29 protein-coding genes and 2 pseudogenes are annotated in these 25,568 nt (G+C 57.4%); 20 read left to right on the top strand and 11 right to left on the bottom strand.

Annotated elements, in window-relative coordinates; genetic code table 11:
- A pseudogene (locus ACSH0F_RS15120) lies at nt 1–471 on the bottom strand (hypothetical protein); the annotation flags it as partial.
- A 321-nt stretch (nt 472–792) separates the two neighbouring features.
- Between ACSH0F_RS15120 and ACSH0F_RS15115 the strand changes: the two are divergent.
- A complete protein-coding gene (locus tag ACSH0F_RS15115; protein WP_435203924.1) occupies nt 793–1,248 on the top strand; it encodes a hypothetical protein in 456 nt (151 codons plus the stop codon).
- A gap of 50 nt (nt 1,249–1,298) precedes the next feature.
- Here ACSH0F_RS15115 and ACSH0F_RS15110 read toward each other — a convergent pair whose 3' ends face one another.
- On the bottom strand, nt 1,299–2,201 hold the full coding sequence (locus ACSH0F_RS15110; RefSeq protein WP_435203923.1) for an IS1595 family transposase: 903 nt from the start codon (nt 2,199–2,201) through the stop codon (nt 1,299–1,301).
- A 370-nt stretch (nt 2,202–2,571) separates the two neighbouring features.
- On the opposite strand from ACSH0F_RS15110, the gene ACSH0F_RS15105 reads away from it, so the two are divergent.
- From ACSH0F_RS15105 to ACSH0F_RS15080, 6 genes are all read left to right on the top strand, one after another.
- Nucleotides 2,572–3,333, top strand: a complete 762-nt coding sequence (locus ACSH0F_RS15105) for an HPP family protein (protein WP_435203922.1) — start codon at nt 2,572–2,574, stop codon at nt 3,331–3,333.
- Nucleotides 3,334–3,510: 177 nt separating this feature from the next.
- Nucleotides 3,511–3,693 (top strand): hypothetical protein, encoded by a 183-nt coding sequence (locus tag ACSH0F_RS15100; RefSeq protein ID WP_435203921.1) that lies wholly within the window; start codon nt 3,511–3,513, stop codon nt 3,691–3,693.
- A 181-nt stretch (nt 3,694–3,874) separates the two neighbouring features.
- Nucleotides 3,875–5,413 (top strand): FMN-binding glutamate synthase family protein, encoded by a 1,539-nt coding sequence (locus ACSH0F_RS15095; RefSeq protein ID WP_435203926.1) that lies wholly within the window; start codon nt 3,875–3,877, stop codon nt 5,411–5,413.
- 301 nt (nt 5,414–5,714) lie between these two features.
- Complete coding sequence (locus ACSH0F_RS15090) at nt 5,715–6,110, top strand: hypothetical protein (RefSeq protein WP_435203920.1); 396 nt, start codon at nt 5,715–5,717, stop codon at nt 6,108–6,110.
- A gap of 157 nt (nt 6,111–6,267) precedes the next feature.
- Nucleotides 6,268–6,480, top strand: a complete 213-nt coding sequence (locus ACSH0F_RS15085; protein ID WP_435203919.1) for a DUF2945 domain-containing protein — start codon at nt 6,268–6,270, stop codon at nt 6,478–6,480.
- Nucleotides 6,480–7,145 (top strand): DUF488 domain-containing protein, encoded by a 666-nt coding sequence (locus ACSH0F_RS15080; RefSeq protein WP_435203918.1) that lies wholly within the window; start codon nt 6,480–6,482, stop codon nt 7,143–7,145. Before ACSH0F_RS15085 ends, ACSH0F_RS15080 begins: the two co-directional genes overlap by 1 nt.
- Before the next feature lie 241 nt (nt 7,146–7,386).
- On the opposite strand, the gene ACSH0F_RS15075 is transcribed toward ACSH0F_RS15080, so the two are convergent.
- From ACSH0F_RS15075 to ACSH0F_RS15060, 4 genes are read right to left on the bottom strand one after another with little or no spacing between them, the layout of a single operon-like run.
- Nucleotides 7,387–7,788 carry a PRC-barrel domain-containing protein gene (locus ACSH0F_RS15075; protein ID WP_435203917.1) on the bottom strand — a complete coding sequence of 134 codons (402 nt, stop codon included), beginning with the start codon at nt 7,786–7,788 and terminating at the stop codon, nt 7,387–7,389.
- A 59-nt stretch (nt 7,789–7,847) separates the two neighbouring features.
- Entirely contained in the window at nt 7,848–8,588 is a 741-nt protein-coding gene (locus tag ACSH0F_RS15070) for a uroporphyrinogen-III synthase (RefSeq protein ID WP_435203916.1), read from the bottom strand.
- Nucleotides 8,575–9,627 (bottom strand): DMT family transporter, encoded by a 1,053-nt coding sequence (locus ACSH0F_RS15065; RefSeq protein ID WP_435203915.1) that lies wholly within the window; start codon nt 9,625–9,627, stop codon nt 8,575–8,577. The genes ACSH0F_RS15070 and ACSH0F_RS15065 overlap by 14 nt, the downstream gene beginning before the upstream one ends.
- Nucleotides 9,579–10,586 (bottom strand): rod shape-determining protein, encoded by a 1,008-nt coding sequence (locus ACSH0F_RS15060; protein ID WP_435203914.1) that lies wholly within the window; start codon nt 10,584–10,586, stop codon nt 9,579–9,581. Before ACSH0F_RS15060 ends, ACSH0F_RS15065 begins: the two co-directional genes overlap by 49 nt.
- A gap of 242 nt (nt 10,587–10,828) precedes the next feature.
- Here ACSH0F_RS15060 and rnk point away from each other — a divergent pair, with 242 nt between their 5' ends.
- From rnk to hemN, 12 genes are all read left to right on the top strand, one after another.
- Entirely contained in the window at nt 10,829–11,278 is a 450-nt protein-coding gene (gene rnk, locus ACSH0F_RS15055) for a nucleoside diphosphate kinase regulator (protein WP_435203913.1), read from the top strand.
- Nucleotides 11,279–11,325: 47 nt separating this feature from the next.
- Complete coding sequence (locus ACSH0F_RS15050) at nt 11,326–12,099, top strand: Crp/Fnr family transcriptional regulator (RefSeq protein ID WP_435203912.1); 774 nt, start codon at nt 11,326–11,328, stop codon at nt 12,097–12,099.
- Between the two features lie 128 nt (nt 12,100–12,227).
- On the top strand, nt 12,228–12,977 hold the full coding sequence (locus ACSH0F_RS15045; RefSeq protein WP_435203911.1) for a Crp/Fnr family transcriptional regulator: 750 nt from the start codon (nt 12,228–12,230) through the stop codon (nt 12,975–12,977).
- A gap of 29 nt (nt 12,978–13,006) precedes the next feature.
- Nucleotides 13,007–14,683: a cytochrome-c oxidase, cbb3-type subunit I gene (gene ccoN / locus ACSH0F_RS15040; protein WP_435203910.1), complete on the top strand. Its 1,677-nt coding sequence runs from the start codon at nt 13,007–13,009 to the stop codon at nt 14,681–14,683.
- Between the two features lie 11 nt (nt 14,684–14,694).
- Entirely contained in the window at nt 14,695–15,447 is a 753-nt protein-coding gene (gene ccoO, locus ACSH0F_RS15035; RefSeq protein WP_278322788.1) for a cytochrome-c oxidase, cbb3-type subunit II, read from the top strand.
- Nucleotides 15,444–15,623: a CcoQ/FixQ family Cbb3-type cytochrome c oxidase assembly chaperone gene (locus ACSH0F_RS15030; RefSeq protein ID WP_278322787.1), complete on the top strand. Its 180-nt coding sequence runs from the start codon at nt 15,444–15,446 to the stop codon at nt 15,621–15,623. Before ccoO ends, ACSH0F_RS15030 begins: the two co-directional genes overlap by 4 nt.
- Nucleotides 15,613–16,524, top strand: a complete 912-nt coding sequence (gene ccoP, locus ACSH0F_RS15025) for a cytochrome-c oxidase, cbb3-type subunit III (protein WP_435203909.1) — start codon at nt 15,613–15,615, stop codon at nt 16,522–16,524. Before ACSH0F_RS15030 ends, ccoP begins: the two co-directional genes overlap by 11 nt.
- Entirely contained in the window at nt 16,511–18,121 is a 1,611-nt protein-coding gene (ccoG, locus tag ACSH0F_RS15020) for a cytochrome c oxidase accessory protein CcoG (RefSeq protein ID WP_435203908.1), read from the top strand. Before ccoP ends, ccoG begins: the two co-directional genes overlap by 14 nt.
- Nucleotides 18,118–18,567 (top strand): FixH family protein, encoded by a 450-nt coding sequence (locus ACSH0F_RS15015; RefSeq protein ID WP_435203907.1) that lies wholly within the window; start codon nt 18,118–18,120, stop codon nt 18,565–18,567. The genes ccoG and ACSH0F_RS15015 overlap by 4 nt, the downstream gene beginning before the upstream one ends.
- Nucleotides 18,564–20,693: a heavy metal translocating P-type ATPase gene (locus tag ACSH0F_RS15010; RefSeq protein ID WP_435203906.1), complete on the top strand. Its 2,130-nt coding sequence runs from the start codon at nt 18,564–18,566 to the stop codon at nt 20,691–20,693. Before ACSH0F_RS15015 ends, ACSH0F_RS15010 begins: the two co-directional genes overlap by 4 nt.
- Nucleotides 20,690–20,875, top strand: a complete 186-nt coding sequence (ccoS, locus tag ACSH0F_RS15005) for a cbb3-type cytochrome oxidase assembly protein CcoS (RefSeq protein ID WP_221424238.1) — start codon at nt 20,690–20,692, stop codon at nt 20,873–20,875. The genes ACSH0F_RS15010 and ccoS overlap by 4 nt, the downstream gene beginning before the upstream one ends.
- Before the next feature lie 238 nt (nt 20,876–21,113).
- Complete coding sequence (hemN, locus tag ACSH0F_RS15000) at nt 21,114–22,424, top strand: oxygen-independent coproporphyrinogen III oxidase (RefSeq protein ID WP_435203905.1); 1,311 nt, start codon at nt 21,114–21,116, stop codon at nt 22,422–22,424.
- Nucleotides 22,425–22,821: 397 nt separating this feature from the next.
- Here the strand turns inward: hemN and ACSH0F_RS14995 are convergent, their stop codons facing one another.
- The 3 genes from ACSH0F_RS14995 to ACSH0F_RS14985 are packed head-to-tail and all read right to left on the bottom strand — an operon-like array spanning nt 22,822 to nt 24,033.
- Entirely contained in the window at nt 22,822–23,052 is a 231-nt protein-coding gene (locus ACSH0F_RS14995) for a DUF1971 domain-containing protein (RefSeq protein ID WP_435203925.1), read from the bottom strand.
- Nucleotides 23,053–23,102: 50 nt separating this feature from the next.
- A complete protein-coding gene (locus tag ACSH0F_RS14990; protein WP_435203904.1) occupies nt 23,103–23,561 on the bottom strand; it encodes a hypothetical protein in 459 nt (152 codons plus the stop codon).
- Nucleotides 23,554–24,033 (bottom strand): group III truncated hemoglobin, encoded by a 480-nt coding sequence (locus ACSH0F_RS14985; protein WP_435203903.1) that lies wholly within the window; start codon nt 24,031–24,033, stop codon nt 23,554–23,556. Before ACSH0F_RS14985 ends, ACSH0F_RS14990 begins: the two co-directional genes overlap by 8 nt.
- Before the next feature lie 81 nt (nt 24,034–24,114).
- Between ACSH0F_RS14985 and ACSH0F_RS14980 the strand changes: the two genes are divergently transcribed.
- Nucleotides 24,115–24,543 (top strand): RrF2 family transcriptional regulator, encoded by a 429-nt coding sequence (locus ACSH0F_RS14980; protein ID WP_435203902.1) that lies wholly within the window; start codon nt 24,115–24,117, stop codon nt 24,541–24,543.
- On the opposite strand, the gene ACSH0F_RS14975 is transcribed toward ACSH0F_RS14980, so the two are convergent.
- The gene (locus ACSH0F_RS14975) at nt 24,540–25,016 is read right to left on the bottom strand and encodes a GNAT family N-acetyltransferase (protein WP_435203901.1); all 477 of its coding nucleotides are present in this window, start codon (nt 25,014–25,016) and stop codon (nt 24,540–24,542) included. The two genes, ACSH0F_RS14980 and ACSH0F_RS14975, sit on opposite strands and share 4 nt — an antisense overlap.
- Nucleotides 25,017–25,126: 110 nt before the next feature.
- Nucleotides 25,127–25,441 (bottom strand): annotated as a pseudogene (locus ACSH0F_RS14970) (short-chain fatty acyl-CoA regulator family protein); the annotation flags it as partial.
- Between the last annotated feature and the right edge of the window lie 127 nt (nt 25,442–25,568).

Genomic DNA, 25,568 nt, shown 5'->3' with positions numbered 1-25,568 from the left:
CCCGTCGTCGATCATCGCTGGCTGACTTACGCGCGAGCACCCCCGCCATGCAACGTCCGCAATCGGGTCGTTAGCTGACAGGCAGCTTTTCGACCAAAGGGTCACATAGCGGACAGTCTGCTGTCGGCCCCATAAGCGACACTTATCCTTCGATAAGAGTCTAGTTACCGAGAAGATTTTAGCGGCGAACTTCGATCCGGAGAAGAAACCGTAGTGCCCAACTCCTTCCTGGATGTGGTTGTGCTTATCGTTCGCCGGGATCTTAGAATATATACCGTGTGCTGCTTCTTCCTGGTCCGGCGGGCAAAGGTGGTCGTTTGCGCTCTCAACGGTCAGAACACGCACCCTTCGACGGAAGCGAAGTCCACCTTCTCCCCGCGGTATTCCATCAGTCCGCGCGGGATATGGTGCTCCATGAAGATTTTGCGCAGGCTCTCGATGTAGAACTTTTGGGGTGTATCCCCTTCGCATACGGAATTGCGGGAGGCATGAAATGCTTCTAAAGCAGCATCTCCGAATCAGGAGAGCGTATGGCAGGCGAAATGTCGCCCGAGTGGTATTCCTTCGTTCAGGGGCTAGTGAACAGCAAAGTCCCGAACGCAGGCAATTGCAATGTTTGCGGCGGTATCAGCACGGTGAATCTTTCACCTCACTTGGTCACGCCAGTTGTAACAAGCCCTCATGGCGGAGTGCAATTGGCAGCCCAACAGTACCCGCAGGCAATGCTTATTTGTTCGAAATGCGGGCACACGTCTTATTACAACTACGTGATTATGATGGGCAGCGCCTCCAATGGCTAGCGAGCCTCCTCGTACACCGCCTAATGATGACGGCCCAACTGAGGGCGGAGAAGTTCCTAAGGGCGCTGTTTCCGCCTTCGTTGCCCACGACAGTCTTATCCCCGCGAGCCAGGTCGCGCCTCTCGTCGAAGCGCAGGTGGGGAGGATGAAAGCAGAGGTGCGAAGCGAGTTTGAAGATCGATTGTCAAAAATCGACCATCTTCCGTCGCTCACACAGATGGTGATCACAAACATCGTCACCATAGTAGGGGCAGTCGGCCTGTTCTTCGCGGTAGCCTCGTATTTTGGGGATCGGCAAGATACTGCTATAGACCGGTCTTCGTCGATTTCTGGCTCATTGAGCCGCATTGAAGAGAAGATCGACGGTAACGATGAACGCATTAGGGAATTAGAAGCGGATGCCGAATTTGACGCTATCGGAAGCGAAAGAGCAGGGCAAAATCGCTGAATTTATCGCCGAACGCGAAGGCGAAACGGGCGACGCCGAAGCCTTCGAAGCTACTCTGCGTTCAATGGCCGGAAAGTCGAAAGAAGCTCCGGAAGCATCGTCTCCGGACGATTGCGACGATTGAAGCGATACTCGAATTCCTTGACGTAGGAGTTCAGGTGCTTGGCGCTGACGCTCGTGTGAGTGCCATTGATTGAGCATTTCAGGTGCCGCCAGAAATTCTCGATGCCGTTGACCGTGACCGTCTCGGCAAGGCGATAATCGTAATAAGCATATTCCATCGCGCCGTGGTTCACGCGGGCATGGCGATAGCCAGCATTCGAGAGGTTTGCGTAGCTGCGGAGTTCGTCGGTGTGGACGTTGCCGCCGATGCGGACGTTGGCGGTCACAAACGGCTCTAGGGTAGCGCGGCGCTGGTTCGGCACCACTTGGGCCACCAGATCGCCGCCCCGTTCAAGAGCGCCCACTACAACGGTCTTGGCCGCGCTACCGCGATTGTGCTTGCCGCGCTTAACACCGCCCATCAGAGTTTCATCAATCTCGACGTTCGTGCCTTCGCCGCCAATCGGCTTTTCACCGTCAACGTCGGCCATGTGTTCGCGAATGAGCGCGGCCATGCGCCATGCAGTCTTGTAGGTAACACCAAGCTGGCGCTGCAATTCCTTGGCTGAAACGCCGTGGCGCGTGACGGTGAAAAGGTGGATAGCATAGAACCACAGTTGCAACGGAGTGCGGGTCTGCTGGAACGGGGTGCCTACGGTCGGGTGCAGGTGGTGGCCGCACCACTGGCAGGAATAGGCCCGCTCCGCTTGAATGCGGAACCACTTACTTTCGCGCTCACACTTGGGGCACTCGTAGCCCTGTCCAAAGCGAACATCGAACAGGTGCTGGAGGCAGGTTTCATCGTCCGGATAGAGACGGAAGAACTGGGCGGTAGTGAGTGGCTTCGTCATACCTCATTGTATGGCATAATCCGTTACGTATGTAAAGGGGATACACCCCGAACTTTTCGGTCGCGTGGAGCACGGCAAAGTACTCGTCATAGAAGCTCGGGAACTTGGCTGTGGCCTCCTCCTCGCCATTCATCGAGTTCTTGGCGAACTGGGCTTACTGGCGGAAATGGGGCTTGGGATTGAGGCCGATGAAGCTGGTCAACTGGTAGAACCACTTATAAAAACCCTGCAGTACGGGACCAGGCTCGATCTGCTGATCATTAGGCAGTCTAATTGCCCAACCTTTGAAATACTCTGTGTGAGGTTTGGCTAGCTCGCGCTTTGGGCTGGACAATTCCTTCTTTGTCGAACTTGGCATATCAGAGGTTCATTGGCAGCGTTCAGCGAGCCGGGTTACACCATGTTTTACAGCCGTTTCTTTACTCCCATCCTTGCCGGAGCCACTCTGCGCGATCGTCTTATCGCATGCGGTGGAGGTATCGCAGGGATTTCCCTAACCAGCCTGATTTCTTGGATTTTTTTGCCTGACAGCCTCGCCCTGCTTTTCTTAGTGGCGCCTATGGGCGCATCGGCAGTATTGGTGTTTGCGGTGCCAGCTAGTCCACTTGCGCAACCTTGGCCGGTTATCGGAGGAAATACGCTTTCAGCTTTGATCGGCGTGGCTTGTGCTCAAGTCATAGCGATCCCGCATGTCGCAGCGGGACTGGCGGTCGGTCTCGCGATCCTCGGTATGTCGCTGACCCGTAGTTTGCATCCGCCGGGAGGGGCAGCCGCACTGACAGCTGTCATTGGAGGACAACAGGTTGCGGCAGCAGGATTTGAGTTTGCATTTCTGCCAGTCGCTCTAAACGCAGTCTGCCTTGTCATAGTCGGTATCGTGTTTCACCGGGGGTCAGGGCACAGTTATCCCCATAAGCCTCAACCGGTTGCTGGACATTTCCTGCTCGAGCGCGACCTGGCGCCTCCGCACACCCAAGACATAGCAGCGGCGTTGGCCGATTTGGGGGAGACGTTCGACATAGGAGCAGATGACCTAGAACTGATCGTTCGCCGCGTAGATTATCACGCAGCAAGACGTCGCAAAGCCGGGGATCAAAAAGCTGGTCACGCAACATCCGCTGCTAAGATGTAAGTGCTCGCCGCGTTCTGACAATTCCAACATTCTGCGAACTCATCTATCGGGATCTCACGCTTGGCCTTGGGTGTTCACTTGCCACTGATGTTAGGCAGGGTGGCTGTTCGAGACCGGGTGGGCTGCGACTTGGATCTTGGTGACAAAGCTCCCGATTGTCGAGGGAGGTATCGAGGAATGCTGATCTACAAGATACTGGAAACACGACAGCGAAGTTTATTTTCGAGTTTCGATGAGTTCGACTGCTCGCCTCTTGAATTGGTAATATCAAAGTCGCATTACACACTCATGGCTCAAGTCGATCATGGTCTCGGTGTGATGGTTCCGGCCGCCAGCAGCACCGCACGCCTGCATGCCTAGAGCGCGTATGGCGCTCTAGGGGTGTGCGCCGTGATGCCGCTCGTTGCATCAATAATTTTCCAGCCCGATGCATGAACATGCGTAGGGCATTCTCGCTTTAATTGCGAGACCGGAGCCATTTGTGTTCTTTTCCCGTTTTACCGTGCTCGGCATAAGTCTGGCGGGCTCGATCTTTGCTCTCATGAGGCTTGACGATGCGTGGGCATTGCCAGTCGTTCTGCTTCTTGCCCTATTTTGCGTTTTGGGTGTCATCGACCTTACGCAAACAAAACATGCTGTGCGCCGCAACTATCCCATCATCGGTCGCCTGCGGTGGGCCTTCGAAAAAATCAGGCCGGAAATTCGACAGTATCTGATCGAAGGCGACGACGATCAAACGCCCTTCTCGAGAGCGCAACGCTCCCTAGTCTACGCCCGCGCGAAGGACGAGGTTAGCGACCGTCCATTTGGAACCTTGGCTGACGTCTACAAGAACGGCTACGAATTCATTTCGCATTCCACCAAGCCAAAAGCCTTGGCTGACCCCGACAGCTTCAGAGTTCCGATCGGGGGAAGCGACACGCGCGATCCCTACATGGCGTCGATCTTTAACATCTCGGCGATGAGCTTCGGTTCCCTAAGCGCCAATGCCATTCGAGCGCTCAACAAGGGGGCAAGGCTGGGAAATTTTGCCCACGACACCGGCGAAGGCGGGATCAGTCCCTATCACCGCGAGAATGGGGGCGATCTCATCTGGGAAATTGGCAGCGGCTATTTCGGTTGTCGGACCGAGCAAGGTAACTTCGACCCAATTCGTTTTGCAGACAACGCTGCCGACCCTCAGGTTAAGATGATCGAATTGAAGTTGAGCCAGGGTGCCAAGCCCGGCCACGGCGGCATTCTACCCGGTGAGAAGGTTAGCCCAGAAATCGCCGCCACGCGCGGTATTCCCGTTGGGGTCGATTGCATATCTCCCGCCGAGCATTCGGCCTTCTCATCGCCCATCGAGATGATGCATTTTCTTGCGCAGCTCCGCACTCTCTCGAAGGGCAAGCCGGTCGGCTTCAAGCTTTGCGTCGGACATCCCTGGGAATTCATGGGAATGGTCAAGGCCATGCGAGAAACCGGGATATTTCCGGACTTCATAGTCGTCGATGGCGCGGAAGGCGGAACCGGGGCGGCTCCGGTCGAGTTCGCCGACAACCTCGGGATGCCGATGCGGGAAAGCCTCCTGTTCGTTCACAACACCCTCGTAGGTGCGGGCGTTCGAGACCGGATCAAGATCGGCGCGGCCGGCAAGATCGTCAGTGCGTTCGACATCGCTGCGGTCCTAGGGCTGGGTGCCGACTGGACCAATGCCGGACGCGGCTACATGTTCGCGCTGGGATGCATCCAGTCTCTTTCCTGCCATACTAACCGCTGTCCAGTCGGCGTTGCCACGCAGGATCCCTTGCGCCAGCGGGCTCTCGTCGTGCCCGACAAGGCAGAGCGGGTCCGGCGCTTTCATCGCAATACGTTGCGAGCGCTCGCGGAAATGACTGCTGCCGCGGGTCTCTCGCATCCATCCGAGCTTGGACCGCACCATCTCGTAAGGCGTGTCTCTCTGACCGAGATCCGCCTCTTCTCCCAGCTTCATATTTTTCTCGAAGACGGCGAGCTGCTGTCAGGATCGCATGATCGGGATTTCTACAGCGCCGCCTGGAAACTTGCACGCGCCGACCGGTTCGAGCTGGCAGCGTGAAACTGATCTTCCATATCCTGACGGCTGTTCTTGCAGGCGTTCTGCACTCGCAGGGTGCCGGAGCGGATCGAGGTGGCACCACGCGGGATTTGACCTCATGGACAATATCGCAGGCTACCGGTTCTTACGACGCTACTCAGAAGCGTGGTGCCGAACTCTCGGCAGATATCGAGTCAGGCGCTTCGGCGGATGGCCCCGGCGAGCCGGTCATCTTGCTAGATTTTGCTCGTTGTGAACTCGGAACAAATCGTGACACTGAGGTCTGGCGATTAATCCACTGGATATCCGACGCACCGGCAAAATGGTCACTGCCACCAGCGACTGGTCTTCCATCCTCCTGACGCTCTGGACCTTTCGGCGGACTCCAGTCCGCAACCAACTGTCAGGAATTTCCATGAATATCGAATTGGAACGCGGCTCGACCCGCGACGAACGGCGCGCATGCGCCAAGGCTTTATTGGCCCGATACCCCGACCTGCCGAGCGATCAGCGCGATGATCTGCTGCGATGGTTCCGCAAGGAGGCGAGCGCGCTCGATGTCGGATTGATTTCGATGGATGACGAGGTGTCGCAGCGATATGCTTTGTTGAAGCGCAACGAACTCGATCGGTTCGCGATGCCCGACATCGTCTTCATGCTGCTGTTCTGGTCGGCGATGTGCGCTATCATCGGCGGTATTGGTTATCTGGGTAGTTGATATGTGGAAGGCCCGGAGCGAGAATCCCTTCGTTCCGGGCTCATACCCCGTCGCCAGATCCTGCCAGCCAACAAGCCATTTCAGTCGCCTGCGAAACGTTCCTGTCAATGCCCCGTTTAGTAGGAAGAACGACATCGTCTCAGCGCAGGAGTGCATCATGGCGAAATACGCAGTCGGAGATCATGTCAGCTGGAATTCCGAGGCAGGAAGGGTCAGCGGAACAATCTCCAAGGTTCACGAATCGGATTTCGACTACAAAGGTCATACCCGCCGTGCCTCGAAGGACGAGCCTCAATACGAGATTGAAAGCGACAAGACCGATCATGTCGCAGCCCACATGGAAGATGCGCTGACGAAGCTGAAAAGCTGATGCCAACCGTTTTCACGATCGGTCATTCCAATCGGGATGCGGACACTGTCATTGCCATGCTGAAAGCAGCAGGAGTGGACATACTGGCCGATGTCCGGGCTTTCCCCCGTTCCCGCTCCAATACCGCGTTCAACGTCGATACCTTCCCCGATCTGCTCGACCAGCACGACATCGCCTACAGACACTTCGAGAAACTTGGCGGCAGAAGGAAACGACACGATGATGTGAACCCGGCCCTGAACGGATACTGGCGCATCCAGAGCTTCCATAACTACGCCGACTATGCGTTGAGCGGCGAGTTCCAGTCGGCAATCGAGGACGTCGTAAGCCTAGCTGACGATTGTCGTGTGGCGCTGATGTGTTCCGAGGCCGTCTGGTGGCGATGCCATAGGCGTATCATTGCCGATCATCTCATGGCTCGCGGTCATGAAGTTATTCATTTGATGGCTCCTGATCGTCAGGAACAGGCAAAGTTGACGGATGGAGCCGTTGTCAGCGGATCAACCGAGGTCGTCTATCCAAACTCGGAATGCCGTGAGGAGGCGAACGAGCACATCCCATTATGCCGATACGAAAGACTCGCGACCCGCGAGAACGAACTTCGTGCCCGTCACGCGAATCGGTCTACCCGCTCGAGCAGCTCTTCCGACGAGACGATCTGGTAAAGATCTCTGTCGATCTGTCGGACAGGCTCACCATCGGAAGTTCGCCAACCGATGGCACCCACACTGCGACGCTCGCCGCGCTCAGATTCCGAAATGTCGATGAGACGATACTGGATGACTTCGACCGGTCTGTCCGCATTGCCGCGGCAGGACATATTGGCCATTGTTTCTTCGATTACATTGGCTTCGGCGGGAATTGAAGCAGGCGGAAGCTGACTTGCCGGCTTGCTTCGCTCAATCGTCACTGAATCTGTGCATCCGGAAGCGAACTGATATCTTCCATCGTCATCTCCGACGAAAGATCGGTGTCATTGCCGCGGGTCGTCACGGTCAGACGGTCAATTGGTATCTCGACGTAACGATCAGGATCGCTGTCCTCGACTTCTATAAGAAGTTCGGTTGCATTGCCGTCGGCATCTTTTGTCAGGGCTTCCACGCCACCCAATTCGGTTCCGTCGGCGGCCAGGACTTCAGCATCAAGCAATTGGCGCTCGGTCAGACCGAGTGCCACGGGGGTATCGCCGGACTCTTGCGCGCTCTGCTCGGCCTGTTCTTCGATACGGTCTTCGACCTGATCTTCCTGATCATTGCAGGCGGAGAGGACGAGAGCGGATCCGAGAAGGAGGGGGGCGAACTTGTTCATGTTGATCTCCAATACTGTCTATCCGTCACGCTAACGGATGCGGCTGCTTCTCTGTTCCGTTAAGAGTTCCCGATGAGCGCCAGCATTGAGGCTTCGTCTGGCCGTGCGGCGACACGAATATCCATGCCTTCCTGCCTCACGAAAGGGGCCGCGGCTGCACTGGAGATGCAATAGACGATGCCTCGGAATGGCCGGGATGTGCGTTCCAAGCAGCGCTTCACCACATGGCCCGCTCGTGGCGAGTGGATCAGAATTCCGTTTATCTCGTGCGGTGCTGGAAGGGATGCCAATAGCTTCGCGACAGCGACATCGCGGGTCTCATACACCGGCTTTCTCGTCGCGAAATAACCCTTGCGGCGAAGGTTGCCGGTCAGGTCTCCAGCCGGCCGGTGGACGGAGAAATGCAAAAGCCGTCTCCCTCGCGGAAGGGACTGAACGATCAGGCGCTCCAGATCGAGCACATTCCCAGCCGCCGAGACAACATGGGTATATCCAGCATGGGCGGCACTCTTCGCTGTCCTGTCGCCTACTGCGAACACTGGGATATCGAGAAGTGCCGGGCAGATAGAATGATGGCGGACGCCATTTACCGACGTGAACACGATTGCATCGGGCTGCTCGTCCAATGCTTTCGCTGGGAGACCTTCCACTCGCAGAACGGGCACAGCCACCGCATCGAACCCTAACTGCCGCATGGCACTCGCAGTCTTTTCGTTATCCGGCGACGTGCGTGTGATCCAGATCGTCGGCCCGAACCCGGGATTCTCCGGATGTGGTGGCAAACCGTCACTCACTTTCATTTCGTCGTTCGATATCGTCTGTCTTCGAAGAAACGGCATTCCCTGCAAGAGGCTTGCTACCCCGGCCAGCGAGAAGAATGCCGCCGACAATCAGCGCCATTCCGATCGCATGGAAGCCTCGCAGATGTTCGCCTAGGAAGACGATCGCAAGACCAGCTCCCATGATCGGCATGATGTTCATATACATTCCGGTTCCGGCGGACCCGATAAGTTCCACGCCCCTGTTGAAGAAGAGGTAGGCAAGGATAGACGGAAAAATCGAAACATATCCGATCGCCAGCAGGCTTTCCTGCTGCAAAACGATATGTCGGTCGGAACTGAGTTCCAGCGCATAGAGCGGCGCAATTCCGGCTATACCGATGACCAAGGTCACTGCGAAAAGGCTGAGGGGATGGATCGTCGGGCGATGACGTAGCATTACTGCGTAGATCGCCCAAAAGCACACTGCGAGGCCGATGACGAGGTCGCCTTCGTTGAAGCTCAGGGTACCGAGAACGTCGACGTTACCCCGAGCGATGATCCAAAGCACGCCGGTCAGAGCGATGGCGGCGCCGACGATCTGGCGCAGCGTCGTTCTGTCGCCCATGAAGATCGCGCCAAGAAACAGAATGAGGGCAGGCTGGCCCGACTGCAGCAACATGGCGTTGAGCGCGGTGGTCTCCTGCAATCCGGTGTAAAGCAGCGTGTTGAAGGCACCAATGCCGAGAGCGCCAAGCACAAGCAGCATTTTCCAGTTCGCCCGAATGACAGGAGCATCCCGCCCCAAATGGCGCCATGCGAATGGCGAGATAATGACCAACGCAATCGCCCATCTCCAGAACGCCAGGGCAACGGGAGGGACCAGTTCGCGCGCCGCGCGCGCAACGATTGCGTTAACCGCCCAGAACAGGGCGGTGAAGGTGAGCAGCATATAAGCGCGTGACCATATGCCTACAAAGAGGCGAGACCCGTTTTGCATGAGTGACCCGGCCGAAACGCCGCCGCTTAAAGTTAGGCAGCGCGCTCCTCCAATAACTGCATTAGGCCACGTGAAACGCAACCGGAAGGATCGTTGGCGATGGTGACCGGAACACCGCACTCCGCGGTGATCGCTTTAGCCAAGAACCTCGCGCAAATCCCGCCGCCCGTAGCGACAACGCGCTCGCTCAGCAGGTCGGCGGCAAGATCGGGAGAAATTTCACCCACCACCAGCCGGGCGGCATCTGCGAAACGGTCAAAATGTCGCTTCAGCACTGGATGGAACTCGGAAACCGGCAAGGTCAATGTTCCTGGAAGACCATTGTGCAGAGATCGCCCTTTGATTTCCACTTCCGCGTCCTCGGCACCATCTTCGGCGAGATGCTTCTTCAGCGTCTCGGCGGTGATTTTTCCAATGAGGAAGTGATGCCGGAGATGAAGATGTTCGGTAATCGCCTCGTCAAGGCTGAAACCGCCCAGACGCACGGAGCGCGAACGACATTGGCCGTCGATCGAGAACACCGCAACCTCGGTTGTTCCGGCGCCGCATTCGACCACCATGGATGCGCGGGCTTCGCGGACGGGAAGTTCTGCTCCGATAGCCGCTGCAAAAGGCTCACGCACCAGTTCGATCCGTCCGAAGCCGGCATCGTCCGCGGCGGCGAGCAATGCATTTGCTTCCGCCTTCGTGGCATCCGCCGGAATACCGATCATGGCTGGAAGACCCCCTCTGCGCTTCTTGCCAACCACAGAAGACAATCCATGCGCAAGCAATGCGGCGGCGGCTTCCATATCCTGCAGAACGCCGCGGGCGAGAGGACGGCGGACCACATGAGTTCCGGGAGCCCGATCAACCATCGCCAAAACATCCCGACCCGCTGCAATCAGCTTCATCTGGCCGCCAGCCTTGTCGTAATAGCACAAGGATGGTTCGTCGAAGACCACACCTTCGCCTCGCACCATGATACGCATGTTGGCAGTGCCGAGATCGATAGCGAGGTCTGGTCCGCGCTTGGATCCAAAGGAAGGAAAGTTCATCATTTCCCATTGATAGGCGTCCCTGACACGAAAGTCTCGCAATTGTCGACGAGACGATCGGTCAGATGTCATTTGACTAAACCAAAGTTCGCGCCCACATGTACGGCATGGTCTTTTCGCTACACTTTGACCGACATCTCGCGCACGCAGGTCAGCTGCCCGCACGGGCGCACGCCTCGTCTCTACGACCGTGATCCGGTCCGGGGCGAGGCTCCCGGACGATCGACAGCCCTGCCGCGAACTTCGTGCGGCTTCCAAGCGAGTTACGAAAAATGACTACCTCTCAACTCGGCGAGAAGCCGACCATTCACGTTATCGATTCTGAAGCTGACGCACTCTACGACTTGGCGATGTCTATCGAAGAGCGCAGTCCCGATGTCGCTGCAAAACTTTGCGAGGAACTTGATCGTGCTCATGTGATGACAGCAGGCGACTTGCCGCCGGACATCGTAACCATGCAATCGGAGGTGGAATTCGTCGACGAGCGGTCAGGCGACCGACGCAAAGTCAAACTGGTATGGCCGCGCGACGCCAACCTCGACCAGAACCGTCTCTCGATATTGACGCTTGTAGGAGCCGGCCTGATCGGAATGCGAGCAGGGTCAGCGATCGACTGGCCCGATCGTTCTGGTAGAGAACGCTGCCTGCGGATCGTCGACGTGCGACAGCCGCTCAGGACTGATCGGGTGGCTTAGGTCCGCCCCGCGCGTTGCGGATATCTCAATTGCAGAGTGATCACAGTATGGCGAATATCTCGGAAAGATCACCGGACGAAGCTGTATCGGTCCTGTCAGAAAACGCAGAGCAGCGAAATGACCTTAATTTCTGTCAGGCCTGTTCCGTTCGGAACCGGGCGATCTGTGCCGACCTTGATGATCATGAGGTTGAGCTTCTTAACGGGATCGGGCGCAGGAGGCACCTAGACCCGGGCGAAACGCTTCTATGGGAAGGCGAAGAGGCAATATTTGTCGCGAACGTCGTTTCAGGCGTAATGAAACTTTCGACCCAGACGAGCGATGGTCGCGAACAGATTCTCGGATTGGCCTATCCTTCGGATTTCATCGGTCGGCCGTTCGGTGAAACCTCTCCATACAGTGCGGGTGCCCTTGGAGAGGTCGTGGTCTGTGTCTTCCGGCGCATGGATTTCGAACGCTTTGCGCACGAACATCCCCGTCTGGAACGCAAATTGTTAGAACGCACTTTAAGCGAACTCGATAAGACCAGACGCTGGATGTTGCTTCTCGGGCGCTTAAACGCCGAGGAAAGACTCGCCACGTTGCTCCTTGAAATCTTCTCTCGAAATACCGCGCCAATGTGCGGCTCTGCGTCTCCGCAGGATAATGATCATTTCGAGCTTCCCATGTCCCGGCAGCAAATTGCGGATATTCTGGGTCTCACAATCGAGACGGTGAGTCGCCAATTCACCAAGTTCCGCGACGAAGGCGTAATTGCGATGTCAGGACGTAGAACAGTCACCGTAAGGCGTCGCGAGGTGCTCGAGGCGCTCGCAAAATGACTTTAGGCTCGATCCAGTCGTTTGAAACCGTTTAACGGTCGCTAATTCGTACCGATTTGATCTGCCTCAAAGACTGCAGACATGAACTCTCCCACGGTAGCCGGCAATATTTTCACGGAGCCTGGACCTTGTCGGACAACGATCTGCATCGCTTCTTCACCGCGATCCTGCCATCTGGCCTAACACAATCAAAGATGTCGCACCTGAAATCATCGGGGCGCGAGCTCGAACTTCCGCGCGGTGTCAATACCGAGTTTGCTTCCGAAACACATCGATGGGTCATTTTCGTTGCGGATGGGGCTGCGAAACTGGTCGGACATGCCGGTTCCGATCGAGAACAGATCGTAGCTTTCGCACTGAAGGGCGATATTCTGCTGCTTCCGGATGGCCGCACAGTGCAATACTATCTGAGCGGTCTCACCGACACCAAGATCCTTGCATTCCCGATAGATGATCTCGTTCGGACTATTGCTTCGGATAGCGATGCCATAATGGTCATTTTCGACCGCGCGCTCGCCGCCCTCGACTACTGTAATGAGATGTCCGTTCTTTTGGGACGCAAGACAGCGTTTGAGCGCGTCGCAAGTTTTCTCGAGTCGATGGGACAGCGCATCGGCAACGAGCAGGCGGGCGTCACATCTATCGATCTACCGATGTCCCGGCGCGAGATAGCCGACAGTCTGGGACTGACGCTTGAGACCGTAAGTCGTCAGTTTACCGAGCTTCGGGAGCAAGGGGTCATCGACACCAAGGGCAGATCGGAAGTCTCGATACTCTCGCCCCATCGCCTCCGTGACCTGGCGAAGCTAAAATCTGGAAAAGCAGAAAGTTTTCGAAAATTGACTCAGATCAATGCACGATCCGAGTCGTCCGAATAAGGCTGCCCGAAAATTTTTCGGAGCATTACATGCAGGCAGAAGCCGCCCTTGGACGCGTTGCTCTTTGGTTCGTCGTCCTAGTCCTTTCCGTCATTCTCGCAGGGACTGCCCGTGACACCGGCTTTGCCGCGCATGCGACAATTCTGGGTATTCTAGCTTTCGTGATGATTTGGGTGACCGCCTCACGTTTTGATCCACTGGGTAAGGCGCAGGGGTTCTTCAAAATGCCCGAAGGACCATCAAGATACGACGATGACCCTGTCCGCTGGGGTGTTCTGGCTACGATGTTCTGGGCTCTCGTTGGCCTTCTCGCGGGTGTCTTCATCGCGTCGCAGTTGGCGTTCCCGCAGCTCAATATCGAGCCCTACTTCAATTTCGGCCGTGTGCGCCCACTCCATACATCTGCGGTGATCTTCGCTTTCGGGGGTAACATTCTCATCGCAAGCAGCTTCTACGTCGTCCAGCGCACCTGTCGCGCTCAGCTGGCGTTTCCGGCGCTCGCTCGGTTCGTGTTCTGGGGCTACCAACTGTTTATCGTCCTGGCGGCATCGGGCTATCTTTTTGGCGTCACCCAGAGCCGCGAATATGCCGAGCCCGAATGGTACGTAGACCTTTGGCTCACTATTGTCTGGGTCGCCTATTTGATCGTCTTCGTAGGCACGCTGGCTCGCCGGAAAGAACCGCACATCTACGTCGCGAACTGGTTCTACCTCTCGTTCATCATCACCATCGCGATGTTGCACATCGTTAACAACCTCGCAGTCCCCGTTGCTTGGAACGGGTCGCTGTCCTTCTCGGCCTTTGCTGGGGTCCAGGACGCGCTGACGCAGTGGTGGTATGGTCATAACGCGGTCGCGTTCTTCCTCACCGTGCCATTCCTCGCGATGATGTATTACTTCGTGCCGAAGCAGGCCGAGCGACCGGTCTATAGCTATCGTCTCTCGATCATTCACTTCTGGTCGCTGATCTTTCTCTACATCTGGGCTGGACCCCACCATCTCCACTACACGGCACTGCCCGATTGGGCGCAGACGCTCGGCATGGTCTTCTCCGTGATCCTGTGGATGCCGAGCTGGGGCGGCATGATTAACGGCTTGATGACGCTCAACGGGGCATGGGACAAAGTCCGCACCGATCCGATCATCCGCATGATGGTCATGGCTATGGCGTTCTACGGCATGGCGACCTTCGAAGGGCCAATGCTCAGTATCAAGGCCGTCAACTCGCTCTCGCACTATACCGACTGGACCGTCGGCCACGTGCATTCCGGAGCGCTTGGCTGGAACGGACTGATCAGCTTCGCAGCGGTCTACTTCCTTGTGCCGCGCCTGTGGAAGCGGGAGCGCATGTATTCGCTGCGGATGATCAATTGGCACTTCTGGTTCGCGACGCTCGGCATCGTTTTCTATGCGGCAAGCATGTGGGTGGCGGGCATTACGCAAGGGCTGATGTGGCGTGAATACGGGCCTGACGGTTATCTCGTGAACAGCTTTGCAGAGACGGTCGCCGCGCTGCATGAGCTTTATATCATCCGCGCATTGGGAGGCGTCATGTATCTCAGCGGAGCGATCATCATGGGCTACAATGTCTGGATGACCATCGGCGGCAGGCTCCGCGAGGAAAAGCCGATGGGAGCCATGCCCGCTTATGACCCCGATAAAGACCGACCCATTGCAGGCTCGGCTTCACCCGAACCTGCAGAATAGGATAGATCGTCATGGGCCTCGCTACCCAGCATAAGAAGCTGGAAAAGAACATTAACCTACTCGCGATCTTCTCCTTTATCGCAGTGTCGATCGGGGGCATCGTTGAGATTGCACCTTTGTTCTGGATCGACAATACGATCGAGGAAGTAGAGGGAATGCGACCCTACACGCCGCTGGAGCAAGCGGGGCGCAACATTTACGTGCGTGAAGGCTGCTATGCCTGCCACAGCCAGATGATCCGTCCGTTCCGCGACGAGGTGGAGCGCTACGGGCATTACAGCCTGGCCGCCGAGAGCATGTATGATCACCCCTTCCAATGGGGATCGAAGCGCACCGGGCCTGACTTGGCGCGCGTCGGCGGGCGGTATTCGGACGAATGGCACGTCCAGCATCTCGAGGATCCGCAAAGCGTGGTGCCGGAAAGCATCATGCCGAAGTACTCGTTCCTAGGTGAAACACCGCTCAATACCGACAACGCCTTTGATATGCTGGTAGCCTTGCGCCGGGTGGGCGTGCCCTACTCGGATCGCGATATTGGCGAGGCGATGGCGGACATGATCCTTCAGGCCGATCCCGATAGCGGCGGCGATGTCGAGGATTTCCAGCAGCGCTACCCCAAGGCGCAGGTTCGCGATTTTGATGGTGATCCGAGCAAGCTTACCGAAATGGACGCGCTCGTCGCGTATTTGCAGATGCTTGGCACGCTGGTCGACGTCGATAGTGCGGCAGCACAAGAGCGGCTGGCCGAGGAGAAAGGTCGATGAGCCTCTACGACCAGTTGCGCCACTTCGCCGATAGCTACGGCCTCGTCGCCCTACTGTTTCTGTTTCTCGGCCTTTGCCTCTGGGTGTTTCGTCCCGGCGCAAAGCAACGCAATCAGGAAGCGGCGCGTTCGATATTCAATGATGGAGAAACCGGGGAGCGTCCAGATGGCAAATAAGCGCATCGACGAGCCAACCGGCACGGAATTTGTCGGACACGAATGGGACGGCATCGAAGAACTCGATACGCCGATGCCGCGCTGGTGGCTTTGGTCCCTCTACGCGACGATTGTCTGGGGGGTGATCTACGTGATCCTCTATCCTGCATGGCCGCTGGTCAACAAAGCAACCGAAGGCGTGCTCGGCTGGAGCAGCCGCGGAGAGCTCGCCGAAGAGATGAGCGTTGTCGATCAAGCGCGGGCTACCGTGCGCGAAGAGCTCGCCCGCATTCCGATCGAACGCTTGCCAGAGAACAGCGAACTGTTTGGGCAGGCAGTGGCTGGTGGCCGGTCTGCTTTTCAGGTCCATTGTTCGCAATGCCACGGCTCGGGAGCGGCCGGCAGCCAGACCCTTGGCTATCCCAATCTCAACGATGATGACTGGCTCTGGGGCGGAGATCTTAAAGCCATCGAATACACGCTCGTAAACGGCATTCGCGCACCCGGCGTCGACGATACAAGAATGAGCGTTATGCCTCCATTCGAAGGAGCGTTTGATTCAGACCAGCTCACTGCAGTCACAAATCACGTTCTTTCCTTAAGCGGGAAGGCGACGTCGACCGCTTCCGGAGCTCAGCTATACCAAGACAACTGCTCCGTTTGTCATGGACCTTCAGGTGAGGGAAATCGTGAGCTTGGTGCGCCGCGCCTTAACGATGCCATCTGGCTCTATGGGAGCTCACCAGAGCAGTTGCGCACTCAAATTCTCAACCCGAAAATGGGTCGCATGCCGCACTGGAGTGGACGTCTCGATCCGGTCACGATCAAGATGCTGTCGGCCTATGTGTGGTCTCTCGGCGGCGGCGAAGAATTCGTCGAGGTCGCTGAAGATCCTGCGGTGGAGGTCGATGAAGAGCCGTGATCCCAGTCGCGCGTCGAGCGTTCCTCCTCGCCGCGAGGGCGAGGAGCGTGACTGGTCGGTTGTCGTTGAGGACGGACGGGCGAAGACGAACGAGCCGGTATCGAGCGCCGTAGCCGAACCGGAAGCAACGACTCTACGCCACGAACCGCACGAGCCGCCGCGACAGCACCTGCCGACGAAACTGTTCGAGAAGCGCACAAAGGTCCACAACAAGCGGATCGACGGGCCTTTCCGGCGTTTCAAATGGTTCGTCATGTTCGTTACTTTGGCGGTCTACTACGGCACGCCCTGGATCCGCTGGGATCGTGGTCCTTATGCACCCGACCAAGCGGTGCTTGTCGATCTGGCGAATCGTCGTTTCTACATGTTCGGCATCGAGATCTGGCCACACGAGTTCTACTACGTCGCCGGTCTGCTGATTATGGCCGCACTTGGCCTGTTCCTCGTGACGAGTGCGGTTGGACGCGCCTGGTGCGGATACGCTTGCCCGCAGACTGTCTGGACAGACCTGTTCCAACATGTGGATCGTTTCGTCGACGGCGATCGTAACGCGCGCATGAGGCTCGATGCCGCGCCACTGGGACCGAAGAAATTTTCGAAGCGCACGTTCAAATACACCATCTATCTCATCATCAGCTTTTGGACGGGCGGTGCATGGATCATGTATTTCGCCGATGCCCCAACATTGGTGCGAGACTTCTGGGCGGGCGAGGCTGCGCCGACCGCATACATCACTGTCGCCATCCTGACCCTTACCACCTTTACGCTCGGCGGCTTCATGCGCGAGCAGGTCTGTATTTACATGTGCCCCTGGCCCCGCATCCAGACCGCGATGATGGATGAGAAGTCGCTGCTGGTGACTTACAAGGACTGGCGCGGCGAACCACGCGGCAGCGTCAAGAAGGCGCAGAAGAAACCCGGCAAGTTCGGCGATTGCATCGACTGTCTGCAATGCGTCGCTGTCTGTCCCACCGGTATCGACATCCGCGAGGGGCCACAAGTCGGCTGCATCACCTGCGCGCTCTGCATCGATGCGTGCGACAAGGTTATGGCAGATATCGGCAGACCACGCGGCCTCATCGACTATGCAACGCTGGAAGATTGCGAAAACGAGGCGAACGGCGAACCCACGCGTTCGCCTTGGAAGGCAATTTTTCGACCAAGGACCATTGCTTACTTCCTGATCTGGGGCAGTGTCGGCCTTGCCATGCTGTTTGCTCTGGGTGTGCGCAGCCATGTCGGTCTCTCGGTTTCGCCCGACCGTAACCCGCCTTACATCCTGATGAGCGACGGGTCGGTGCGAAATTCCTACACGCTGAAACTACGTAATATGGAAAGTCGCCCGCGCCAGATGGAGATCGCTGTCGAGGGGCTGCCTGACGCACTTATGTGGACCGATACGATCGGAAGAGATGATGCCGCGCGCTCGCAGATCAAGACGGTCCCTGCCGATCAGGTCCTCTCGGTTCGCGCTTATGTCATCGCGCCGGAGGGCACTTCGACGCAAGAGTTCAACTTCAGAGTGACCTCGCGCGACGAGCAGCAAGAGTCGGCGACAACCGAAACGCGGTTCGATACGCCCGGAGGTGAGCAGTGAAGCGCGAATTTACCGGCAAGCATGCGGCGACTATCATCGTGTCTGGCTTTGCCATCATCATCGCGGTTAACTTGTTCATGGCCACGCTTGCCGTTCGCGGCTTTGGCGGCGTAATCGTCGAGAACTCCTATGTCGCAAGCCAGGAATTCAACGACTGGCTAGACGCGGCGGAGAAGCAGGAAGCTCTGGGTTGGATGGTCGAGATGACCCGGAGCGAGAACGGGCACCTCTTGATCGAGACTGCTTTGGTGCCGGCTGGTGCCACCGTCACTGCCGTGGCTCGCCGGCCCCTTGGGCAGGCGGAAACCACGACCCTGAGTTTCATTGAGGCGACCCCGGGCAATCACGTGTCGCTCGAGCCGCTCGATGCGGGACGTTGGATTGTCCGCCTGAGAATCTCGTCCGAGGATGGTCAGACTTGGGCGACTGAAGAGCACCTGTCGTGAACGCCCCGGCAACCCTAGATATTCCTGAGCGCCCTGGCCTGATCGATAGCCGGTTCACCGTTCCCGGTATGCGCTGCGCAGGTTGCATCGCCAAGATAGAACGCGGTTTGCAAGAGCTCGACGGTATCGAGGCAGCGCGCGTCAATTTGTCCGCCAAGAGGGTGGCCGTCCGGCACGACAGGGCGCTCGATGCGGGCGATCTTGTCGATGCCATTCGAAAGATCGGTTTCGAGGCTCAAATCGCTGAGGCGAATCCACTAGGCCAAGACGATACTGAAAGGCGTATGCTCCTGCGCTCGCTTGCCGTGGCAGGGTTCGGCATGATGAATATCATGCTGCTTTCTGTAAGCGTCTGGTCGGGCGCGGGCGGAGTGACGCGCGAACTGTTTCACTGGCTCTCAGCTCTGATCGCGTTGCCGGTGGTCGCCTATGCAGGGCACCCCTTCTTTTCCAGCGCAGCCATGGCCCTGCGGCATCGCCAGACCAACATGGATGTGCCGATCTCGATCGGAGTGCTGCTGGCAACCGGGCTAAGTGTCTATGAGACCATAACTGGCGGCGAGCATGCCTATTTCGACAGCGCCGTCATGCTGCTTTTTTTTCTGCTTTGCGGTCGCGCGCTCGACGCAACCATGCGCAATAAAACGCGTGCAGGCATAGGCGCGCTCCTTTCGAGGATGGGCAAGTCAGCGAGGGTCCTGAAGGCTGATGGATTAAGCCAGACGATTGCCGCGCAAGATCTCGAACCTGGAATGCTCATGCTTGTTGCAGCGGGTGAGGCACTGGCTGCCGATGGTGTGATTGAGGAGGGAAAAACTTCAATCGACAATGCGATGCTTACTGGTGAAAGCACGCCAGACGCTGCGGCAGAGGGAAACACGGTCTACGCCGGGGCAATCAATCTCGGAGATCCGATCCGCGTCAGGGTGACCGCCGCTTCGTCCGATACTGCGATTGCCGAGATCGCGCGTCTGATGGATGAAGCGGGTCAGTCGCGTAGCCATTATGTCCGCATCGCCGATCGCGCGTCGCGTCTCTACGCGCCTGCCGTCCATACACTTGCGCTACTGGCGTTTGTCGGATGGATGATTGCCGGCGCGGGTTGGCACCAGTCGCTGGTGATCGCTATCGCGGTGCTCATCATCACCTGTCCTTGTGCGATGGGACTGGCGGTGCCGGCTGCCCAAGTCGTGGCCTCAGGAGCGCTCGCGAAAAGGGGGGTGCTGGTTAAGGATGGAAGTACGCTCGAACGGCTGGCGGAAGTCGATATGGTATTGTTCGACAAGACCGGCACGTTGACGCTTGGTGAGCCGGTCCCCAGCCTCGATCATTTGACGGATGAACAGAAAGCCATCGCGCTAGGATTAGCGCAAGCTAGTCGGCATCCCTTGAGCAGAGGCATCGCATCCGCCCTGGAAGAGGCAGGCGTTTCCGCTGCATCGCTTACCGCAATCACGGAAATAGGAGGACAAGGCGTCAGCGGGATGCATGGCGAAACTCCGGTTTCGTTGGCGAGAGGTGCTATCGATCAAGCCGGCCTCGCGTCCTCGCTGCATATCGCAGAGCAAGCCATCGCAATCGCGTTTTCAGACCCGGTGCGAACCGATGTGACTGAAACCCTCGGGAAGCTTCGGGCGCTCGGTGTCGAAAGCAAAATCGTGTCAGGAGATCGGCAGTTACCGGTTCTTGCACTTGCAGGCGAACTCGGCATTGAGGGCGAGAGTGAAATGCGCCCCGACTCCAAGCTAGCGCTGCTTGATGAGTTGAAGGGCGCTGGATGCCGCCCGCTGATGGTTGGCGACGGCATCAACGATGGTCCTGCCCTCGCTGCGGCCCATGCTTCCATCGCGCCCGGCACTGCCAGCGACGTGAGCCAACAGGCAGCAGACGCGGTCTTCCTGGGCAAGAGGCTCATGCCAGTTGCCCTAGCCATCGTTGTCGCCCGTCGAACCATGCGCATCGTCCGCGAGAATTTCGGCTTTGCCATCGGCTATAACGTGCTTGCTGTGCCGCTCGCACTTGCGGGTTTCGTGACCCCGCTCGTCGCTGCGGTCGCCATGTCTCTCAGCTCGCTGGTAGTCGTTGGCAATTCCCTAAGACTTGCCCGCGTCAGGCACGCTCCGTGAACGTCTTGGTCTTCCTTATTCCGGTCGCGCTATTTCTGGGTGGCGCCGGGCTTGTCCTGTTTTTCTGGGCCATGCGCGACGGCCAGTTCGAGGATCTCGACGGTGCGGCAAACCGCATTCTTATCGATGACGAGGAAGACGATCGGACTGCGATAGGCGAGGGGGAGGATCCTCCCCGATGAGGACCGGTATGTTTTCCCTTCTAGCGCTACTTCCGGCATCGTTCGGGCCTGTTCCCATATCTGCCAAGGCCGTCGAAGCGCGTCTTTGCGGTGGCGGCGTCATCAGCATTCCGATCCCGATGCGCGAGACTCCACCTGTCGCTCCCTGTCATAGCAAGGGCTGTCATGCACTCTGCTCTCGCAAGCGAATTGATCCAGCGCAATGAATGCGGTCCCAGATACGAGCAGAGAGTCCGCCATGTGGCCCTATCATCCTGACCTGCTGGCAACCACGGTCCCCCGCTACACGAGCTATCCCACAGCGGCCGAGTTCGCTCCCCTGTCGCCCACCAAATATGCTGAGGCGCTTGGCGGCGTGCACGGCGCCATTTCGCTCTACGTCCATATCCCGTTCTGCGAGAAAATATGTTTCTACTGCGGGTGCAACACCGGCAAATCAGGAAAGCGACAGCGTCTCGAATCCTATCTCGACGCCCTGTCTTGCGAAATCGATCTCGTATCAAGCATTTTGCCTCGTGATGCATCAGTGCGTCGGATTGCATTCGGGGGTGGTAGTCCAAATGCCATTAGCCCGACCGAATTCCTCACCCTAGTCGACCGCTTGATCGCATGCTTCAGCATCGATGATCCGACCTTCTCGATCGAGCTTGATCCTCGAACGTTCTCGCAAGAATGGGCAGAGGCGATCGGGAGCGTGGGCATCCAACGCGCAAGCCTCGGCGTGCAGACTTTCGCTACCCACTGCCAAGTAGCCATTGGACGCGTGCAACCCGAGAGCCTTATCGAGCACAGCACCGATCTTCTCCGAAAATACGGAGTTTCTTCGCTCAATTTCGATTTGATGTATGGCCTTCCGCACCAGTCGCAGGAAGATCTCAATGATAGTCTGCAGCGCACACTCGCCATGGGTCCGGACCGCATCGCGCTCTTCGGCTATGCTCATGTTCCGCATCTGATTGCGCGACAGCGTGTCATCGATGGGAATGCGCTACCAGGTTCGGAGCAGCGCTTTGCGATGGCCCAACTCGGTCATGCTCTGCTTACAGAGCAGGGATATCGATCGATCGGATTTGATCATTTCGCCAAGCCCGATGACCCACTCGCTCTGGCATCTGTTGGGGGAACGTTGCGACGAAATTTTCAGGGCTTCACCGATGATCAGTCGCCCGTCCTGATCGGGCTTGGCAGTTCGGCAGTAAGTAGCTTCCCGCAGCTCTTGGCGCAGAACGAAAAGAACAGCGGCCGTTACAGAATGCTGGCCGGGCAAAGCCGACTGACGAGTGCGTTTGGCATCACTCGGACCGAAGACGACCGCCATCGCGGGGAGATGATCGAGTCACTCTTGTGCCGCGGCAGTGCTGAAGTCCGGCGAGTTATGAACCGGAAGCTCTTGGATGCTCTGCAACCATTTCTCGATCTTGATCTTGCGACAATCAACGAAGGCCTTCTGTCTATAACACCCTCCGGATTACCCTATGCGCGTGTAATTGCTGCTTTGTTCGATACATATCGCCCGCAGTCTGTCCGTCGTTTCAGTTCGGCCGTATGACGCGGTCCTAAAGGAGTTTTCTCGATGCCCCTGTGGTTCTTTCCTGCTCTAATCGCGTTTTTCGCCGTCATTAGTCTAACTTCCGGAATCTGGTTGCTACTCCATTTACGCGATCTCGCTCGTTTGTTCCGTGGCGATAGGCCGGGCGAGATGGTACGCGGACCGGGGCGAAAAAGAGCCACGCCAGCTGCTGTTTGGACAGCGTTGATTATGTTCAATGCCGGGTGGATCGCCTGCATTGTCATATGGATCGCCGCAATGTCGGGGGAGGCGAACGCATTGGTCGACGCCAGCGCCTAGCGGCACGCATGCCGGTTTATTCTTCGGCAAGTTCCCATCAGATCAGCAGGAACGCCGCATCGTCTTAAAGCCGCGGAAAAGGAAACGCCAAAAGGAATTAGCGGTAGAAATCCACTTTGAATTGCGCGTCAGCAGACGGTCGCACAAAGTGCATCTTCTCCGGTTCGATTATCAAACTTTCTCCTGCGCGGACGGTAGCTTTGAAGGGAGGCGGTCCGGTAACGTGAAATTCAACCGAGCCAGCACCTACGCACAGTCGACCCCAAACATCAGGTTTCAGATTGTGTTCGGAAGTGAGCTTGTCTGGAACAGTCGCTGCGGTGAACATCGGACTTTCGGCGTATTTGACCACATCTGGTGGCAGCTCGACTGACTGTGTCACACGCCGGGCCCAACCGCTAGGACGATGATCAATATGCCGACCCCGAACAGAGAGACTGTTGCCGGTACAACGAGCACCTGCGCAAACACCGCCTTGCGATCCATTGGGCCGGTCCAGGTTGGAAGCTTTCCACCGCAATCGAGCGGTGAAGTCTCTTCACGCCCCGCTTGACGCGCACCCAGGCGTGCGACCCCGAAATACATTGCAGTGTACAGGACGGAAACCACGATCGCGAAGCGCGCCGCCGTACTGCCGCCAGTCGCCAAGAATATCGCGAAGAAGAATATGCCGTAGCATGAGAGCATGATCTGCCAGACCCGGGCCGGGAGCTGAAAGCCCGCATTCGCGGGAGCTACTGGTGCAACCGAGAGCGGCTGCAGAAGGCCTTCGAGAGCCCTGACTTCCGCTTCTGCACAAACCTCGCTTTCCGCAATTAAAGTCTGTTGTTCAAACATGGGGGAGGTTCCTTCCTGCTGTTGACCCCGAAATTCCGGTTTTTTCGATCGCGATGCCTGTCAGGAGACTGTCCGCGATTGCGCGGGCTCGGTCGGCAACCAGGCTGATCGACGCCGGTTGGCTCGAAAGCGTGCGGAGCGTTGCGTAGAAGTGGTGCAGCCAACGGGTGAAATGGTGCTCTTCCAGACCAGTAATCTCGATGTGCTTGCGCATGGGATTGCCTGCGAACTCACCGCTGTTGAACAACACGGAACGCCAGAAGGACTTCATGCGCTCAAGATGCGTGGGCCACTCCGAAATACGTTCCGCGAAAATGGGGCCAAGCAGGTCGTCCTCGCGAATGCGTGCGTAGAATTCGTCCACCAGTTGCGACACGAACTGCTCGGTGACGCCGAGCGATTCAGCGTGAGCGCGCTTCGCTGCTCGTGCATCGAGCACATCTGCGCGAGAAACTTTGACGTTTGCGGTCATCTCGTGAACCTTAAAACAGGTATATAATATACCTCTTATATCCCGGTTTGCGGGAAAAGCAATATCTGATATACCGCTTTTATGCAGTTGAACCTTCGAACCGACTATGCGCTGCGGATGCTTATGGCGCTTGCCGCCAAAGACGATGTGGTCTCGATCGACTGGATCGCTGAGCACTATGGGATATCGCGCAACCACCTGGCCAAGGTGGCACAGGACCTTGCAGCCGCAGGATTCGTAGAAACCTTGCGGGGCAGGAGCGGTGGCCTGCGGCTCGCCCGGCAGGCTTCGCAAATCAATGTAGGCGAGGTTGTCCGGTCATTGGAAAATACGAACGGTTTCGTCGCCTGTATGGGAGGCAAGGAAGGCTGCGCCATCGATGGCGTGTGCGGGCTCAAGCCCGCCTTGGCAGGGGCGCTGGAGGCCTTTCTTTCACACCTCGACCAGTTTCATCTGGGACAGATTACAGGATCAAAATCGCAAATCATGCAGAGGCTCGCTCAAGCCTAGGTGAGATCGCAGACCATATAGCTACTGGCTCCACCATATCCGACCAGCGCTTTGCCGATGTCCTCGTCGGCTATGATCATAAACTCATGCTTTGCCCAAAAATTCTGAGAGCGATTAACCGCCACCAGTGCAACCCGGTCATAATCGTGCTTGCGGGCAAGCTGCTTCGCATGATCAACCGCCTCACTTGCAAGCCCTTGACCGCGCATACCCACGTCTATCGAGATATCATGAATGTAGAGCACATCCGCATTGTCAGGCAGTTCGCCTAGGAGTGTGTCCAGTGGCACCGGGTGGCCGAAAGTAGCGGGGTGACAAATGATGTATCCAACGGTCTCCCCGTCTTGCTCGAGAACACAGCATCCTCCTGCGAAAAGTTCGAGCCGCTCTCGAAACACCGCCTCGTCTTCAGGATGATCGGGATGGCACTTGTCCGCGATGGCAAGTACGCGGGGGAGATCGTCCGCAACCATCTCTCGCCATCCGTGGGCTGCGCTGGCTGTATGCATCCTGGCTTGTTCGCCCTCTATCTCTTGCGATCGCTCTTCGCCAATCGCTCTCATCCGTTTCGCCAGATTACCATCTAGCCGCTTTGTCGCATCGAATAGGGAACAACGCCCCTTTCGAACAGATCGACTTCGATCTGCTGGTCGCTTGGAGGATATGCGCGTTGGTCGCAGCCTGTTCGAGGGCAGATCCTGCAGGATGCCCCAATCTCGGTGGCTACTCCAGCTGAGATCAGGTCGATATTGTCGGCGTAAACGAACTCGCTGGCATGCTCGACCTCGCAACCGAGCGCGACAGCATAACGGCGCGGATTCCGATCAAATCCTCCGGACGCCTTGATCAGACCTTTTGCCATGGACACATGACGGACACCATCTGGCGTCTCGGCCATGACGTGATCCCCAGCTTTCCCCCAGCTGGGATTAGAGTCGGGCGGTTGTTTGCACTGCTACCCAACGTCGGACCACGTGGGTCTGGAGTTTTCCGCCTTTCCCAGATCCGGTGGGCTGGTTGCACCG

The sequence above is a fragment of the Qipengyuania sp. 902 genome, from assembly GCF_051195295.1.
GTDB lineage: Bacteria > Pseudomonadota > Alphaproteobacteria > Sphingomonadales > Sphingomonadaceae > Qipengyuania.
This window is presented reverse-complemented; position numbering and strand designations above follow the sequence as displayed.

What these genes read in the sequence shown, in the direction of transcription:
- ACSH0F_RS15115 (WP_435203924.1), top strand. Translation starts at nt 793, where the DNA reads ATGGCTAGCGAGCCTCCTCGTACACCGCCTAATGATGACGGCCCAACT.
- ccoN (WP_435203910.1), top strand. Translation starts at nt 13,007, where the DNA reads ATGCAGGCAGAAGCCGCCCTTGGACGCGTTGCTCTTTGGTTCGTCGTC.
- ACSH0F_RS15095 (WP_435203926.1), top strand. Translation starts at nt 3,875, where the DNA reads ATGAGGCTTGACGATGCGTGGGCATTGCCAGTCGTTCTGCTTCTTGCC.
- ccoG (WP_435203908.1), top strand. Translation starts at nt 16,511, where the DNA reads ATGAAGAGCCGTGATCCCAGTCGCGCGTCGAGCGTTCCTCCTCGCCGC.
- ACSH0F_RS15090 (WP_435203920.1), top strand. Translation starts at nt 5,715, where the DNA reads ATGGTCACTGCCACCAGCGACTGGTCTTCCATCCTCCTGACGCTCTGG.
- ACSH0F_RS15085 (WP_435203919.1), top strand. Translation starts at nt 6,268, where the DNA reads ATGGCGAAATACGCAGTCGGAGATCATGTCAGCTGGAATTCCGAGGCA.
- ccoP (WP_435203909.1), top strand. Translation starts at nt 15,613, where the DNA reads ATGGCAAATAAGCGCATCGACGAGCCAACCGGCACGGAATTTGTCGGA.
- ccoO (WP_278322788.1), top strand. Translation starts at nt 14,695, where the DNA reads ATGGGCCTCGCTACCCAGCATAAGAAGCTGGAAAAGAACATTAACCTA.
- ACSH0F_RS15070 (WP_435203916.1), bottom strand. Translation starts at nt 8,588, where the DNA reads ATGAAAGTGAGTGACGGTTTGCCACCACATCCGGAGAATCCCGGGTTC.
- ACSH0F_RS14985 (WP_435203903.1), bottom strand. Translation starts at nt 24,033, where the DNA reads ATGACCGCAAACGTCAAAGTTTCTCGCGCAGATGTGCTCGATGCACGA.
- ACSH0F_RS14995 (WP_435203925.1), bottom strand. Translation starts at nt 23,052, where the DNA reads ATGTTCACCGCAGCGACTGTTCCAGACAAGCTCACTTCCGAACACAAT.
- ACSH0F_RS15075 (WP_435203917.1), bottom strand. Translation starts at nt 7,788, where the DNA reads ATGAACAAGTTCGCCCCCCTCCTTCTCGGATCCGCTCTCGTCCTCTCC.
- ACSH0F_RS15080 (WP_435203918.1), top strand. Translation starts at nt 6,480, where the DNA reads ATGCCAACCGTTTTCACGATCGGTCATTCCAATCGGGATGCGGACACT.
- ACSH0F_RS15030 (WP_278322787.1), top strand. Translation starts at nt 15,444, where the DNA reads ATGAGCCTCTACGACCAGTTGCGCCACTTCGCCGATAGCTACGGCCTC.
- ACSH0F_RS15100 (WP_435203921.1), top strand. Translation starts at nt 3,511, where the DNA reads ATGCTGATCTACAAGATACTGGAAACACGACAGCGAAGTTTATTTTCG.
- ACSH0F_RS15060 (WP_435203914.1), bottom strand. Translation starts at nt 10,586, where the DNA reads ATGATGAACTTTCCTTCCTTTGGATCCAAGCGCGGACCAGACCTCGCT.
- ACSH0F_RS15110 (WP_435203923.1), bottom strand. Translation starts at nt 2,201, where the DNA reads ATGACGAAGCCACTCACTACCGCCCAGTTCTTCCGTCTCTATCCGGAC.
- hemN (WP_435203905.1), top strand. Translation starts at nt 21,114, where the DNA reads ATGTGGCCCTATCATCCTGACCTGCTGGCAACCACGGTCCCCCGCTAC.
- ACSH0F_RS15050 (WP_435203912.1), top strand. Translation starts at nt 11,326, where the DNA reads ATGGCGAATATCTCGGAAAGATCACCGGACGAAGCTGTATCGGTCCTG.
- ACSH0F_RS14980 (WP_435203902.1), top strand. Translation starts at nt 24,115, where the DNA reads ATGCAGTTGAACCTTCGAACCGACTATGCGCTGCGGATGCTTATGGCG.
- ACSH0F_RS14975 (WP_435203901.1), bottom strand. Translation starts at nt 25,016, where the DNA reads ATGGTTGCGGACGATCTCCCCCGCGTACTTGCCATCGCGGACAAGTGC.
- ACSH0F_RS14990 (WP_435203904.1), bottom strand. Translation starts at nt 23,561, where the DNA reads ATGTTTGAACAACAGACTTTAATTGCGGAAAGCGAGGTTTGTGCAGAA.